The following is a 14,117-nucleotide window of genomic DNA, read 5'->3' on the forward strand; positions in this document are numbered from 1 at the left end:
CGCTGGCCGGATGCCGGTCTCAGTGCTCCTCGTGGACGACGAACCCCTCGTACGCGCGGGTCTGCGCGCCGTCCTGGAGGCGCAGCCCGACATCCGTGTCGTCGGCGAGGCCGCCGACGGGGCGGCGGTCATTCCCCTTGTCCGGCAGCTGCGCCCCGATGTGGTCGCGATGGACGTCCGCATGCCGCTCCTGGACGGCATCGAGGCCACCCGCGCGGTGCTGCGCACGGTGCAGGACCCTCCGAAGATCCTCGTGGTGACGACCTTCGAGAACGACGAGTACGTGTACGAGGCGCTGCGCGCGGGCGCCGACGGCTTCCTGCTGAAGCGGGCGCGGCCCGCGGAGATCGTGCACGCGGTACGTCTGGTGGCCGAGGGCGAGTCGCTGCTCTTCCCCGCGGCGGTGCGGCAACTGGCGGGCGAGCACGGCAGGCGGCGCGGCAACGTCGATGCCCGGGCCGCGCTCGACCGGGCCGCCCTGACCGAGCGTGAGGCGGAGGTGCTGAAGCTGATGACGCGTGGTCTGTCCAACGCGGAGATCGCCGCCCGTCTCGTGGTCGGCACCGAGACGGTGAAGTCGCACGTCAGCGCCGTCCTCGGGAAGCTGGGGGCGCGCGACAGGACGCAGGCCGTCATCGTCGCGTACGAATCCGGTTTCGTGGCGCCGGGATGACGGCCGGGGACGGCGGGAAGGCGGGCCCGGCACTCGCCGGGACCATGTCCTACGAGTACGATCCGCCCATCATGCGCACGAGCTGGAAGGACGGACGTTGGGGCAGCTGACCGGCGGGGACCCCTCTCTGTTGCGGCGGATCAACTCCGCGGTGGTGCTGCACGCGCTGCGTGCCGCGGACTTGGCGACGCTCACGGAGATCACCCGCGTGACCGGCCTCTCCCGGCCCACCGTGGAGGGGGTCGTCGAGGGGCTCATCGAGGCCGGGCTCGTGGTGGAGTCCGCGGCCGATGACAGCGGTGCCCGGCGTCAGGGCCGGCCGGCCAGGAAGTTCCGCTTCCGGGCGGAGGCGGGTCATCTGCTCGGCCTGGAGATCGGGCCGCACCGGGTGGCGGCCGTCCTGGCGGACCTGGACGGCAAGGTCCTGGGGACGGCGTCGAAGGACGTCTCCGAGGACGCCCCCGCGGACGACCGCCTGGAGCGTCTGCGCACCACGGTCGCCGATCTGCTGCGCCGCGCGGGCATAGCCCGCAACACGCTGCGCGCCGTCGGCGTGGGCAGCCCCGGCATCCTGGAGGCGGACGGCGCGGTGCGCCTGAGCACGGCGCTGCCCGAGTGGACGGGGCTCCAGCTCGGCGAGCGGCTGCGCCGGTCCTTCAAGTGCCCGGTGCTCGTGGAGAACGACGCCAACGCCGCGGCCGTGGCCGAGCACTGGAAGGGCGCGGCGGCCGGCATCGACGACGTGGTGTTCGTCCTCGCGGGGCTGAGCCCGGGGGCTGGGTCGCTGATCGGCGGGCGGCTGCACCGCGGCTTCGGCGGCGCGGCGGGCGAGATCGGCGCGCTGCACCTGCTCGGCCGTGAGGTCACTCCGGAGACGCTGCTCTCCACCACGGGCGAGCCGCTGCACCCGCTGGACGAGCAGGCCGTCGCCGCGGTCTTCGCGCACGCCAAGGGGGGCGACGAGCGGGCCCGGGCGGCCGTGGAGCGCTTCATACAGCGTCTCGTGCACGACGTGGCCGCCCTGGTGCTCGCCCTCGACCCGGAGCTGGTCGTGGTGGGCGGCTGGGCGGCGGGCCTGGACGGCGTCCTCGAACCGCTGCACCGCGAGTTGGCGCGCTACTGCCTTCGCCCGCCCCGCGTCGCGCTGTCGCTGCTGGGTGAGGCCGCGGTGGCGACGGGGGCGCTGCGCCTCGCGCTCGACCACGTCGAGGAGCAGCTCTTCGCCGTCGAGGGCACGGTCACCGCACGGCGTTGAGAGCACGCGACCCCGCCGGGCCGAGGGGCCGGGCGGGGTCGTCGTACGCGTACGGGACGAGGCGCGTCAGGAGGCGGGGCTCTCGGGGCCGTGGTGTATCTCCACGGAGCCGGAGTCGCCGAAGGTGAGGCGGCAGGTGTCCGCGCGGTAGGTGGCGACGGAGACGGCGGCCGTGCGGCCCTCGGCGAGGAAGCGGGTCGTCACGAGCAGGACCGGGGCACCGGGGAGCCGGTCGAGCGCCTTGGCGTCGTCGGCGCGGGCCGAGCCGAGCTCGACGGCCCTGTCCTGGCCTTCGAGGCCGAGCCGTGCCAGTTCGCGCAGGACCACGCGGGCGCGGGCGGCGCCGGAGGGCGCGTCCATGCCGGTGAGCTCGGCGACGGACGACATCGGTACGTACAGGAGCTCGGCGGCGACGGGCTGGCCCTGCGAGACGCGGGTGCGCCTGATCACGTGGACCTGCTCGTCGGGGAGGGTCTCCAGCATCCGGGCGACGTCCGCCGGCGGGACCGCGGGCGCGCAGTCCGCGGGCTGCCAGGCGTCACCGGCCGCACCGGGCCAGGAGCCGTGGTCGGAGCCGACGGCCACGCCCATGCGCGGCGGCGCGACGGTCGTACCGACCCCGCGGCGGCGCTGCAGCCTGCCTTCCAGCTCCAGTTGTTCGAGCGCCTGACGGAGCGTGGCGCGGGCGACGCCGAAGCGGGCGGCCAGGTCGCGCTCGTTCGGCAGGATCTCCCCGACGGCGAACTCGGAGTCGAGCGCCTCACTGAGCACGGTCTTCAGATGCCAGTACTTCGGCTCCGGCGCCGTTTCAAGCTGCGTGGTCCCCACCCTGTCCTCCGCAATCGCCGTTTACCGGCGGCGTTTTAGCGCCCTTGTTTATTAAAGGTTCCTGCACTATCTCTGCGACCATAGGCCCGCACCCACCCTTGGTCAAGACCAATCCTCGATCCGTAACGGTCCGCACAGGGGCGATGCCACAGAGCATTCACGCGGAGTTCGCAAGCGGCCAAGCAGGCCTTATCGGCCACTCGGGGGCCCGGCGGACGGAAGATCGCACAGGAAAGGGGCCCCCGCCCGGCGGCGAGGACCCCTTTCGCACGAAACACACGCTTTGCGTGGGTCCCTATTAGTTGAGCCCTAACGGGATTAGTTGAGCCCTAACGGGTCAGCGTCACGAGCTTGTCCGGATTGCGGACGATGTAGACGCTCTGGATAAGGCCGTCCACCACATCCAACTGGAAGATGCTGTCCGGCTTGCCGTCCACGAGGAACACCAGGGACTCCGCGCCGTTGAACTCCGCGAAGCGGAATTCCCGTCGCGTCGCTCCTCCGACGCCCTTGCGGGCGGCGCCGTGCAGAAACCGGCCCACCTTGTCCGCGCTCTCCAGGACGCGCACCGGAGCCTTGGCCTTGCCCCCGCTGTCGCCGATCAGGCGCACGTCAGGGGCGAGGAGCGACACCAGCCCGTCGAGGTCGCCCTCCGTCGCCGCGGCGAGGAAGCGCTCGGTCAGGTCGCGGCGCTCTGCCGGGTCCACCTCGTAGCGCGGGCGGCCGGCGTCGACGTGCTTGCGGGCCCGCCCGGCGAGCTGGCGGACGGCGGCCTCGCCGCGGTCGAGCGTGGCCGCGATCTCGGCGAAGGGGAAACCGAACGCCTCGCGCAGCACGAAGACGGCACGCTCCAGCGGCGAGAGGGACTCCAGGACGACGAGGACCGCCAGGGAGACCGAATCCGCGAGGACGGCGCGCTCGGCCGTGTCCGGCACGGTGGGCCCGTAGTCGGTGACATAGGGCTCGGGCAGCCAGGGCCCCACGTAGGCCTCCCGACGGGACTGCACGTGGCGCAGCCGGTCGATGGCGAGCCGCGTGGTGACGCGCACCAGGTAGGCGCGGGGATCGCGCACCTGGTCGTGGTCGGCGGCGGACCAGCGGAGCCATGCCTCCTGGACGACGTCCTCCGCGTCGACCACCCGGCCGAGCATGCGGTAGGCGACGCCCATCAGGACAGGGCGGTGTTCTTCGAAGACGTCGGTCACGCTGTCGTTAGCCACCGCTCCATCCCAGCCCACGGGAGACCGGCTGTCCAGGAGAAAAAAGCGGGGCGTGCCACCCTCTTGAAGTGGAGGCTACCGGGCGGTAATTGTTGCTGACAACGCGTCTAACGATTTGACGAGCCGTCGCCCGGCGGCGGGGACAGGAGCAGCCATGGCCACCGAGGTGTCCTTCGATGTCGCGTCGCCCGGCGGCCCGCGCACCGCGACCATCTCCTACGCCCGCTCGGGCGCCGGCGAACCCCTGTTGCTCCTGCACGGCATCGGCCACCACCGGCAGGCCTGGGACCCGGTGGTCGAGATCCTCGCCGCCGAGTACGACGTGATCGCCGTGGACCTGCCCGGCTTCGGCGCCTCGCCCTCGCTGCCGGACGGCCTGCTCCACGACCTCCCGACGGTCGTCCCCGTACTCGGCGCCCTGTGCGAGGCCCTGGGCGTCGAGCGCCCCCACGTCGCGGGCAACTCCCTGGGCGGCCTGCTCGCCCTGGAGCTGGGCCGGCAGGGGCTCGTACGGTCCGTCACCGCCCTGTCCCCCGGCGGCTTCTGGACGCCCGCGGAGCGCCGCTACGCGTTCGGCACGCTGCTCGCCATGCGGCACGGCGCCCGTCTGCTGCCCGTGCCCGCGATCGAGCGCCTTGCGCGGTCCGCGGCCGGGCGCACCGCCCTCACCAGCACCATCTACGCCCGTCCCTGGCGACGTTCACCGGAGGCGGTCGTCGCCGAGACGCTCGCGCTGCGCCACGCCACGGGCTTCGAGGCGACGCTCACGGCCGGGCGCGACGTCCCCATGGGCGAGGACGTCACGGGCCTCCCCGTCACCATCGCCTGGGGCGCCCGGGACCGGCTGCTGCTGCCCCGTCAGGGCATCCGCGCCAAGCGGGCCATTCCGGGCGCGCGGCTCATCCGCCTGCCCGGCTGCGGCCACGTCCCGATGCACGACGACCCGGCCCTCGTCGCCCGCGTCGTCCTGGACACCTGCCGCGCGGGAGGTGTCCCCTCTCAGGAGTTGGACCACGCGCGCGTGGAGAGCACGAGCCGGTAGCCGTCCGGGTCCTCGACCGTGACGCCCCACTCGTTCCAGTAGGGGTTGGGGGACGTGACCCGCTTGCCGCCGTGCTCCTCCAGCCGCGCGACGAGTTCCTCGGGCACCGGCCCGTCCACGTAGACGACGAGCAGGTCCTCCTCGGTGGGGCGCGGCTGGACGGGTGCGGCGGCCTCGTGGAGGAGTTCGAGGTGCCAGGAGGCGTCGGGCCACCCCACCATGAGCATGGCGTGCTCGCCGGGGGCGTCGCCGCCGTCCGCCCGGTACACGACGCCCAGGCCGAGGCCGTCGACCCAGAAGCGTTCCGCCGCGGCCAGGTCGCGCGACGGACGGGCGATGCGGATGTGGCTCTGACCGTTGACGGGCATGGCGTTCCCCCTGAATGTGCGGCTCGATGACGCGCGGCGCGCCCTGTGGCGTGACCTGGTCATGAGCGTAGGCAGCCGTGGATCTTGTGACCATCGGTCGTACGTCGGGGGCGCGCGGCCCTGGCATCCATCCCGAGACCTGCGTCTGACGGCCTAGGCCCGAGGCGATCCTCGCTCGGCGGTTCCCCTCCAGGGTGACGAGTTGTTCACTTGTGGTTCGCGTGAAGGCTGTGGCGCGCCCCCGGCGGGGCGCCCGCAGACTGGTCGCACCCGTCAACTGGAGGCGCATTCATGTCATCACGTCAGCCGAGCCCGTCCCCCCGTCGCCGCAGCCTGCTGCGCGGATCGCTCGCCGTACCCGCGGCGCTCGCCGTACCCGCGCTCGCCGTGCCGGCACGGGCCGGGGCGGCTCCCTCGCTCGCCCTCTCGGGCCGCCCGGGGGCCAAGTGGGGTGTGCAGGCGGGGGACGTGACCGCGCACGCGGGGCTCGTCTGGGTCCGCTCCGACCGCCCGGCGCGGATGATCGTGGAGACGTCGGCCACCGAGTCGTTCCGCGACGCCAGACGCTGGCGCGGACCGCTGCTCGGCCCGGACACGGACTTCACGGGGACGACCAGGCTGCGCGGCCTGCCCGCGGGCGAGCAGATCCACTACCGCGTGCTGCTCGCCGACCCCGACGACCCGCGGCGCACCGGCGAGCCGGTCGGCGGCACGTTCCGTACGACGCCCAAGGGCCGCAAGGACGGCGTGCGCTTCCTGTGGTCGGGCGACATCGCGGGGCAGGGCTGGGGCATCAACCCGGACCGCGGCGGCTACCGGATCTTCGAGGAGATGCGCCGCCGCGACCCCGACTTCTTCCTGTGCAGCGGCGACAACATCTACGCCGACGGGCCCATCCTGCCCAGCGTGACGCTGCCCGACGGCAGCGTATGGCGCAACGTGACGACGGAGGAGAAGTCCAAGGTCGCCGAGTCCCTCGCGGAGTTCCGCGGCGCGTTCCGCTACAACCTGCTCGACGAGAACCTGCGGCGGTTCAACGCCCAGGTGCCGTCCATCGTGCAGTGGGACGACCACGAGGTGCGCAACAACTGGTACCCGGGGCAGATCCTGGACGACGCCCGCTACACCGAGAAGAACGTGGACGTGCTCGCGGGCCGCTCCCTGCGGGCGTTCAGCGAGTACTTCCCCATCTCCACGCTGCCGCCGGGCGACGAGGACGGCCGGGTCTACCGCGTACTGCGGCACGGCCCCCTCCTGGACGTGTTCGTCCTGGACATGCGCACGTACCGCAACGCCAATTCCACGAACAGGCAGCCCGAGGACGCCACCGGCATCCTCGGCGCCCGGCAGCTCGCCTGGCTGAAGCGGGAGCTCTCGCGCTCGCGCGCGGTGTGGAAGGTGATCGCCTCCGACATGCCGCTCGGGCTCGTCGTGGCGGACGGCAGAACGAACTTCGAGGCCGTCGCGCAGGGCGACCCCGGCGCCCCGCTCGGCCGTGAGCTCCAGATCGCCGAACTCCTGCGGCACATCAAGCACCGGAAGATCACCGGCACGGTGTGGCTCACCGCCGACGTGCACTACACCTCGGCGCAGCACTACGACCCCTCGCGCGCCGCGTTCAAGGACTTCGCGCCGTTCTGGGAGTTCGTGTCGGGGCCGCTGGCCGCGGGCGGCTTCCAGGCCGCGAAGCTGGACGGAACCTTCGGGCCCGAGCAGACGTTCATCAAGGCACCGAACCGCTCGAACACCTCGCCCGCCGAAACCCCGCAGTATTTCGGCGAGGTCGACATCGACGGGGACAGCGGTGAGCTGACCGTGCGGCTGCGGCAGGAGGGCGGTGGCGTGCTGTTCACCAAGGTGCTCCGGCCCGGGCGCGTGGGACAGTAGGCGGACGGCGCAAAGCGGGCAGATGGCGACTTAACCCATCGGTCACAGCACGTTTGTGATCGCGCAACACCGGTCCCGCACAGTGGCCGTATGCGCACTGACATGTCTCATGTGACTCGGACCAAGCACGGCCGCCCCGCCCACCACTGGCGGCGCGACGTGGTCGAACTGGCGGCCCTGTTCACCGCCGTGGCGGTCGCGGACGCCGTGGCGAACACGATCGGGCACAACCCCGGAGGGCCAGCCCTCCTCGTGATCTCGGCCGTGGTGCTCGTCGCCACGGCCGGGTTCCACATCTGGTGGGCACGGCGCCACAACCACGCGCCGCCGCCCGCGGCGCACGATATCGGCGCCCGGCCGCCCACCCCCGCGGAGCAGGCCGGGCCCGACGGTTCGCACGTGCCGGAAGCGACTCCCGCCGGGGCGACGTCACTCTGGCGGATGCGTACGACCGTACGGGACGAGCCCGGCTCGCTGGCCGCGCTGTGCGGAGTGTTCGCCACCCGGCGGGTGGACATCCTGAGCCTCCAGACGCACCCGCTGGCCGACGGCACGGTCGACGAGTTCCTGCTGCGCGCCCCCGAGGAGCTGCCCGCCGCCGAGATCACCCGGGCGATCGCCCACGCGGGCGGCTCCGGCACCTGGATCGAGCGCGCGGACGCCCACGACCTGGTGGACGCCCCCACCCGCATCCTGGGCCTGGCCACCCGCACCGCCCTCGACGCCGCCGAGCTGCCGCTGGCGCTGCGCCACCTGCTCGGCCGCTGCACCATCCGCTCGCTGCCCGCGGCGTCGCGGGGCACGGCACCGGAGCCCCCTGCGGACGGGGCGCTGGACGAGACCGTACTGCGCCTGGACGGCCCGGACGGCGAGACGATCACCGTGGAGCGGCCGTATCTGCCGTTCACCCCCACGGAGTTCGCACGCGCGCGTGCGCTGGTGGAGCTGGACACGCGGCTCGGCCCGCGCGTCCCGCGCAGCCAGGACGTCCTCACGCTGCCCGAGGGCAACTCCATCACCGTGCGCCGCGCCGACACGGACGACGTCGAGGCCGCCAAGGCCATGCACGAGCGCTGCTCGGTGCACACCCTCGGCATGCGCTACCACGGCCCGGTGCGCGACGCCGACCGCTACCTCAACCACCTGCTCAGCCCCCGCTTCGGCCGCACCCTGGCCGTGCGGACCGCCTCCGGCCGGATCGTCGGCCTCGGCCACCTGCTGTGGGACGGCGACGAGACGGAGGTCGCCCTGCTCGTCGAGGACGAGTGGCAGCGGCGCGGCATCGGCGGCCACCTGCTCGGCAGGCTCGTGTCGATGGCGGTCGAGGCGGGCTGCGAGAGCGTGTACGCGGTGACGCAGGCGTCCAACACCGGCATGGTGGCCGCGATGCGCGGGCTCGGCCTGCCCCTCGACTACCAGATCGAGGAGGGCACGCTGGTCATCACGGCCCGCCTCGAAGCCACCCCCGTCAGCTCGCGCCCGCCGTACGACGAGCCCCGGAGCCACGAGGCCGCGGCCGGAACGCGTCCGCGGCCGCTTCCGCGGACGGAACGCTGACGGGGCCGAGTGCGCGGTCGAGGTCGTTCCACAGGTCCTCGACGTCCTCCAGGCCGCAGGACAACCGCAGCAGGCGGTCGCTCACCCCGGAGGAGTGCCGGTCCGCGGCGTCCACGACGCGATGACTGATGGACGCCGGGTGCTGGATGAGCGAGTCCACGCTGCCGAGGCTGACCGCCGGGGTGATCAGGCGCACCCCGGCGGTCACCTCGTGCGGGTCGCCGTACACCTCGAAGGCGACCATGGCGCCGCCGAGCCGCGGGTAGTGCACGCGCTCCACGCGCGGGTCGGCGGCAAGACGCCGTACGAGCTCCGCCGCCGTCGCCGACGCGGCACGCACGCGTACGGGGAGCGTGGCGAGGCCGCGCAGCAGCAGGTAGCCGGCGAGCGGGTGCAGCACCCCGCCGGTGGCGAAGCGCACCTGGCGCAACTGCCGTGCGAACGCCTCGTCGCACGCGACCACCCCGCCGAGGACGTCCCCGTGCCCGCCCAGGTACTTGGTGGCGCTGTGCAGCACCAGACGCGCGCCGCTCTCGGCGGGCCGCTGGAGTACGGGCGTGGCGAAGGTGTTGTCGGCCAGGAGCGGCACCTCGCCGCACGCCTCGGCCACCGCGGCCAGGTCCAGTTCGGCGAGGGTGGGATTGGCGGGCGACTCGACCATCACGAGCCCCGTGTCGGGCCGGACGGCCTCCGCGATGGCCTTGCCCAGAGCCTCCGCGCTGTCGGCATCCGAGCCGCCGGCGCCCGCGCCGTCCCACCGGTCCACCCAGGTCACCTCGGTGCCGAGCAACCCCGCGGTGAGCATGTGGTCACTGCATCCGTACAGCGGCCGGACCGCCACGACGTGCCGCAGGCCCGCTGAACCCCGTACGAGCAGGACCGCGGTGAGCGCCGCCATGCCGCTCGCGAAGGCGACCGCGCTCTCGGTGCCTTCGAGCCGGGCGAGGGCGGTCTCGAAGCGGGCCACGGTCGGGTTGCCGAGCCGGGCGTAGACGGGCGGTCCGTCGTCGAGTATGCCCTCGGCGGCGAAGGCGTCGATGCGGGCGGCCTCACCACGGCTGTCCGAGGAGGGGTAGGTCGTCGAGAGGTCGATCGGTGCCGCGTGCAGGCCGAGCCCGGCGAGGTCCTCCCGCCCGGCGTGCACGGCCTCGGTGGCGAGGGCCCGGGTACCGGCTGTGCTGACTGTCTCCGTGTTCGCGTCCATGCCTCACAGGCTGAACACACGCCGGGCCAATGGCCCCGAATCCCGTGCTACGTTCGCCCGATGCCCGAATCCGTCGCACTGGACCCGGTGGACCTCCACATCCTGCGCGTCCTTCAGAACGACGCCCGGACCACGTATCGCGACCTCGCGGCGCAGGTCGGTGTCGCGCCGTCCACGTGTCTTGACCGCGTGACCCGGCTGCGGCGCTCCGGCGTGATCCTCGGACAGCAGCTCCGCCTCGACCCGGCGAAGCTCGGGCGCGGGCTCCAGGCGCTGCTCTCCGTCCAGGTCCGGCCGCACCGCAGGGACCTGGTGGGCCCCTTCGTGGAGCGCATCAGGGAGCTGCCGGAGTCGCTGTCCCTCTTCCACCTCACGGGCCCGGAGGACTTCCTGGTGCACGTGGCGGTGGGCGGCCCCGCGGACCTCCAGCGCCTGGTCCTCGACGAGTTCACCGCGCGGCGCGAGGTGGCGCGCGTGGAGACGCGGCTGATCTTCCAGCAGTGGGAGTGCGGTCCGTTGCTGCCGCCGGACGCCGGGGGCGAGACGGCGCGGGACACCACCGGTGAATGATGGTCACGGGCGACGTCTGGATTACTGTGTGCCAACGCTCGACCTTGGGGGACACATGCGCATACGCACCACCGCGGCCACGGCCGCCCTGCTCCTGGCCGCTCTGACCGCCTGCGGCGGCAGTGACGGCGATGACGGCGGTGACACGGCCGGCTCGAAGGCGTCCGGTGAGAAGAAGACCGCGGCGTCGGGGAAGCCCGACTGCATGGCCGAGGACATCAGCCAGGCCGACTGGATGAAGTACTGCTCCGACGAAGGCGCCGGTGAGGACGCCGCTGCCGACGCCGGAACGGGCGAGGACGGCGCCGAGGCGCGGCCGACGGACCTGAGGTTCGGCGAGTCCTACGCCTGGCCGGACGGGCTCAAGGTGTCGGTCACCGAGGCGAAGGTGTTCACCGGCCATGACGCGGAGCTCCTCGAATCCGCCAAGCCCGGCGAGACCGACTTCCGGGTGAAGCTTAAGGTGACGAACAACGGCAAGTCCGCCGCCGCCCTGGACGACCTGTCGCTCATCGTCGAGGGTGCCACCAACGGCGGCCAGGCGTCGGTGACATCGTTCGAGAAGGGCTCCGAGCCCCTGGAGGGCCGCCTGGCTCCCGGGGTGTCGGCGACGAAGACCCACGACAACGCGCTCGAGTCGAAGTACGGCAAGAAGATCGTCGTCACCGTGCAGCGCAACAGCGACGACGCCGACCTCGACTTCCCCGAGTTCGCCGGCTCCATCACCGGGTGATCCGGGGCCGGTCGGGGCGATCATCTCGGCGAAGCGTGCGAAAGCGGACCTAGGTGCTCGACGCGCGTCTCAAAGGCACTGGCGCCCGCCGGACGCCGGGAGCCAGGATGTCCGCATGCCAGACACCAAGCACGCGCAGTCGAACACCGCCCCCCTCCCCCGCGACGTGGCCGACGCCTACGTGGACGAGCTCATCGCCCTTGATCCGATCACCGGTACCTACCTCGGCGTGAAGGAGAGTGACAGCCGGCTCCCGGACACCTCTCCCGCAGGGCAGGAGGCGTTGGCGCTGCTCGCGCGGACGACGCTGGCCCGGCTGGACGAGGCAGAGCGCAGGCCCGGTGCCGACAGCGAGGCCGAGCGGCGGTGCGGCCGGCTCCTGCGGGAGCGGCTCACCGCCGAACTCGCCGTGCACGACGCGGAAGAGCACCTGCGCTGGGTCGGCAACCTGCACACGACGCCGCACCAGGTGCGCGAGGTCTTCACCGTGACGCCGATGGAGACCGAGGAGGACTGGGCGACGATCGCCGAGCGGCTGCGGGCCGTACCGGCCGCGTTCGAGGGCTACCGCGCCACACTCGAAATCGGCCTGGAGCGCAAGCTGTTCGCGGCGCCGCGTCCCACCGCCACGTTCATCGGGCAGCTCACCGAGTGGACGGGCGAGGAGGGGGACGGGCGCGGCTGGTTCGAGGAGTTCGCCGCCGGCGGGCCCGAGGCCCTGCGCGCCGACCTCGACACGGCCGCCCGCGCCGCCACCGCGTCCGTCACCGCGCTGCGCGACTGGATGCGGGACGTCTACGAGCCCGCGATCGAGGGCACGCCGGACACCGTGGGCCGCGAGCGCTACGCCCTGCTCTCCCGCTACTTCAACGGCACCGACCTCGACCTGGACGAGGCGTACGCGTACGGCTGGACGGAGTTCCACCGGCTGCTCGCGGAGATGCGGGCCGAGGCCGAGAAGATCCTGCCGGGCGCCGCGACCCCCTGGGTGGCGCTCGCCCACCTGGATGAGCACGGCACGCACATCGAGGGCGTCGAAGAGGTACGGGTCTGGCTCCAGGAGCTGATGGACGAGGCGATCGAGGCGCTGGACGGCACACACTTCGAACTCGCCGAGCGGGTACGCAGGGTGGAGTCCCACATCGCCCCGCCCGGCGGCGCCGCCGCCCCCTACTACACGGGCCCGTCCGAGGACTTCACGCGGCCCGGCCGTACGTGGCTGCCGACGATGGGCGACACCCGTTTCCCCGTGTACGACCTCGTCTCCACCTGGTACCACGAGGGCGTGCCGGGCCACCACCTCCAGCTCGCGCAGTGGGCGCACGTCGCGGAGAACCTCTCCCGCTACCAGGCGACCGTCGGGATCGTCAGCGCCAACGCGGAGGGCTGGGCGCTGTACGCGGAGCGGCTCATGGACGAGCTGGGCTTCCTGGCCGACCCGGAGCGCCGGCTCGGCTACCTCGACGCCCAGATGATGCGCGCACTGCGGGTCATCGTGGACATCGGCATGCACCTGGAGCTGGAGATCCCGGCGGACTCGCCGTTCCACCCGGGCGAGCGCTGGACGCCCGACCTCGCCCAGGAGTTCTACGACGCGCACTGCAGCCGCCCCACGGACTACGTGGCGAGCGAGATGACCCGCTACCTCACGATCCCCGGCCAGGCCATCGGCTACAAGCTGGGCGAGCGCGCCTGGCTGCTCGGCCGGGAGAACGCGCGGCGCCGCCACGGGGACGCGTTCGACGCGAAGGCGTGGCACATGGCCGCGCTCTCGCAGGGGTCGCTCGGCCTCGACGACCTGGTGGAGGAACTCTCGAAGCTGTGAGAGCGGCGCCGGTGGCACCGCTGCCACCGGTCAGCGCCGGCAGCCGCCCTCGGAGTCGATGACCTGCCCGGTGATCCACTCGGCCTCGTCGGTGGCGAGCCAGGCGATGAGCCGGGCCGGGTCGTCGGGCATGCCCCAGCGGCCCGCCGGGAACATCGCCTCGACCCGGGCGTAGGCGTCGCCCGTGAGGTAACCGGTGTCGACCGGGCCCGGGTTGACGCTGTTCACGGTGACCGGCAGGTCGGCGAGCGCGGTCGCGAGCGAGCGGGTGGCCGAGGCGAGGGCGCCCTTCTGGAGGGCGTAGGCGATCTCGCCGGGCATGCCGCCCGCGATGTCCTGCCCGGACGTCATCATGACGACGCGCCCGCCGGGCGACCGGGGCGGCAGCTTCGCCCGCAGGCGGGCGTACGCCTGGACGAGCAGGATCACCGACCGTGTATCGACCGCCCAGTGGGCGTCGAGCATGGCCGCGTCGATCTCGTCGAGCGTGCCGTCGCCGCCGCTCAGCGCGTGGTTGGCGACCAGGATGTCGATCCGGCCGCCGAGCGCGTCGGCGGCGGTGTCGATCAGTGTGGCGGGGGCGGCGGGTTCGGACAGGTCCCCCGGCCCCGCGCAGACCGTGGCGTCCGGGTCGCCGAGCGCGGCACGCACTCCTTCGACGACGTCCTCCGGCCGGTCCGCTCCCCACGGCATCGCGGCGTCGTGCGGTACGTGGTGATGCAGATAGACCCCGGCCCCGTACGCGACGAGCCGCCGCGCCACGGCATACCCGATACCGCCCCGCCGACTGGCCCCGGTGACGAGCGCGGTCCTCCCCCGCAACGGAAGCGGATCCCGGCGAAGCTGGGCGGGGGTGGGAGCGGAAGCGGAAGGCGGCAAGTGCGGCATGCGGTTCATGATGGAGGGTGAGGTCGGGGGCGTGCAGGGAATTTCGGGGCGGCAGCGGCCCATGCCC

General features: G+C 72.9%; 13 protein-coding genes. 8 read left to right on the forward strand and 5 right to left on the reverse strand.

The window, feature by feature from the left end; translation table 11 throughout:
• Positions 1-10: 10 nt before the first annotated feature.
• On the forward strand, positions 11-673 hold the full coding sequence (locus tag ACRAKF_RS03710; RefSeq protein WP_447035353.1) for a response regulator transcription factor: 663 nt from the start codon (positions 11-13) through the stop codon (positions 671-673).
• Between the two features lie 97 nt (positions 674-770).
• Positions 771-1,928 carry an ROK family protein gene (locus tag ACRAKF_RS03715; RefSeq protein ID WP_447035354.1) on the forward strand — a complete coding sequence of 386 codons (1,158 nt, stop codon included), beginning with the start codon at positions 771-773 and terminating at the stop codon, positions 1,926-1,928.
• A gap of 66 nt (positions 1,929-1,994) precedes the next feature.
• On the opposite strand, the gene ACRAKF_RS03720 is transcribed toward ACRAKF_RS03715, so the two are convergent.
• Together ACRAKF_RS03720 and sigJ are read right to left on the reverse strand one after the other, a co-directional pair.
• The gene (locus ACRAKF_RS03720; protein ID WP_447035355.1) at positions 1,995-2,756 is read right to left on the reverse strand and encodes a GntR family transcriptional regulator; all 762 of its coding nucleotides are present in this window, start codon (positions 2,754-2,756) and stop codon (positions 1,995-1,997) included.
• A 329-nt stretch (positions 2,757-3,085) separates the two neighbouring features.
• Positions 3,086-3,976, reverse strand: a complete 891-nt coding sequence (gene sigJ / locus ACRAKF_RS03725; protein WP_447035356.1) for an RNA polymerase sigma factor SigJ — start codon at positions 3,974-3,976, stop codon at positions 3,086-3,088.
• A gap of 154 nt (positions 3,977-4,130) precedes the next feature.
• Between sigJ and ACRAKF_RS03730 the strand changes: the two genes are divergently transcribed.
• Positions 4,131-5,018: an alpha/beta fold hydrolase gene (locus ACRAKF_RS03730; RefSeq protein WP_447035357.1), complete on the forward strand. Its 888-nt coding sequence runs from the start codon at positions 4,131-4,133 to the stop codon at positions 5,016-5,018.
• On the opposite strand, the gene ACRAKF_RS03735 is transcribed toward ACRAKF_RS03730, so the two are convergent.
• Entirely contained in the window at positions 4,976-5,386 is a 411-nt protein-coding gene (locus ACRAKF_RS03735; protein ID WP_447035358.1) for a VOC family protein, read from the reverse strand. The two genes, ACRAKF_RS03730 and ACRAKF_RS03735, sit on opposite strands and share 43 nt — an antisense overlap.
• 291 nt (positions 5,387-5,677) lie before the next feature.
• Here ACRAKF_RS03735 and ACRAKF_RS03740 point away from each other — a divergent pair, with 291 nt between their 5' ends.
• Both ACRAKF_RS03740 and ACRAKF_RS03745 read left to right on the forward strand, forming a co-directional pair.
• Positions 5,678-7,273: an alkaline phosphatase D family protein gene (locus ACRAKF_RS03740; RefSeq protein WP_447035359.1), complete on the forward strand. Its 1,596-nt coding sequence runs from the start codon at positions 5,678-5,680 to the stop codon at positions 7,271-7,273.
• A 102-nt stretch (positions 7,274-7,375) separates the two neighbouring features.
• Positions 7,376-8,830, forward strand: coding sequence for a GNAT family N-acetyltransferase (locus ACRAKF_RS03745; protein WP_447035360.1), 1,455 nt, complete (start codon positions 7,376-7,378; stop codon positions 8,828-8,830).
• Here ACRAKF_RS03745 and ACRAKF_RS03750 read toward each other — a convergent pair.
• Positions 8,742-10,034 (reverse strand): trans-sulfuration enzyme family protein, encoded by a 1,293-nt coding sequence (locus tag ACRAKF_RS03750; RefSeq protein WP_447035361.1) that lies wholly within the window; start codon positions 10,032-10,034, stop codon positions 8,742-8,744. The two genes, ACRAKF_RS03745 and ACRAKF_RS03750, sit on opposite strands and share 89 nt — an antisense overlap.
• A gap of 60 nt (positions 10,035-10,094) precedes the next feature.
• On the opposite strand from ACRAKF_RS03750, the gene ACRAKF_RS03755 reads away from it, so the two are divergent.
• The 3 genes from ACRAKF_RS03755 to ACRAKF_RS03765 all read left to right on the forward strand — a co-directional run bounded on the left by ACRAKF_RS03755 (position 10,095) and on the right by ACRAKF_RS03765 (position 13,162).
• Positions 10,095-10,604 (forward strand): Lrp/AsnC family transcriptional regulator, encoded by a 510-nt coding sequence (locus ACRAKF_RS03755; protein WP_447035362.1) that lies wholly within the window; start codon positions 10,095-10,097, stop codon positions 10,602-10,604.
• 55 nt (positions 10,605-10,659) lie between these two features.
• Positions 10,660-11,337 carry a hypothetical protein gene (locus tag ACRAKF_RS03760; protein ID WP_447035363.1) on the forward strand — a complete coding sequence of 226 codons (678 nt, stop codon included), beginning with the start codon at positions 10,660-10,662 and terminating at the stop codon, positions 11,335-11,337.
• A gap of 115 nt (positions 11,338-11,452) precedes the next feature.
• Positions 11,453-13,162: a DUF885 domain-containing protein gene (locus ACRAKF_RS03765; RefSeq protein WP_447035364.1), complete on the forward strand. Its 1,710-nt coding sequence runs from the start codon at positions 11,453-11,455 to the stop codon at positions 13,160-13,162.
• Positions 13,163-13,192: 30 nt separating this feature from the next.
• Here ACRAKF_RS03765 and ACRAKF_RS03770 read toward each other — a convergent pair whose 3' ends face one another.
• Positions 13,193-14,059 carry an SDR family oxidoreductase gene (locus ACRAKF_RS03770; protein ID WP_447035365.1) on the reverse strand — a complete coding sequence of 289 codons (867 nt, stop codon included), beginning with the start codon at positions 14,057-14,059 and terminating at the stop codon, positions 13,193-13,195.
• Positions 14,060-14,117: the final 58 nt, after the last annotated feature.

Source organism: Streptomyces sp. DSM 118878 (assembly GCF_052936595.1).

Coding starts and splice junctions, on each gene's coding strand:
- ACRAKF_RS03750 (WP_447035361.1), bottom strand. CDS start 10,034: ATGGACGCGAACACGGAGACAGTCAGCACAGCCGGTACCCGGGCCCTC.
- ACRAKF_RS03735 (WP_447035358.1), bottom strand. CDS start 5,386: ATGCCCGTCAACGGTCAGAGCCACATCCGCATCGCCCGTCCGTCGCGC.
- ACRAKF_RS03755 (WP_447035362.1), top strand. CDS start 10,095: ATGCCCGAATCCGTCGCACTGGACCCGGTGGACCTCCACATCCTGCGC.
- ACRAKF_RS03770 (WP_447035365.1), bottom strand. CDS start 14,059: ATGAACCGCATGCCGCACTTGCCGCCTTCCGCTTCCGCTCCCACCCCC.
- ACRAKF_RS03760 (WP_447035363.1), top strand. CDS start 10,660: ATGCGCATACGCACCACCGCGGCCACGGCCGCCCTGCTCCTGGCCGCT.
- ACRAKF_RS03745 (WP_447035360.1), top strand. CDS start 7,376: ATGTCTCATGTGACTCGGACCAAGCACGGCCGCCCCGCCCACCACTGG.
- ACRAKF_RS03710 (WP_447035353.1), top strand. CDS start 11: ATGCCGGTCTCAGTGCTCCTCGTGGACGACGAACCCCTCGTACGCGCG.
- ACRAKF_RS03765 (WP_447035364.1), top strand. CDS start 11,453: ATGCCAGACACCAAGCACGCGCAGTCGAACACCGCCCCCCTCCCCCGC.
- ACRAKF_RS03730 (WP_447035357.1), top strand. CDS start 4,131: ATGGCCACCGAGGTGTCCTTCGATGTCGCGTCGCCCGGCGGCCCGCGC.
- ACRAKF_RS03740 (WP_447035359.1), top strand. CDS start 5,678: ATGTCATCACGTCAGCCGAGCCCGTCCCCCCGTCGCCGCAGCCTGCTG.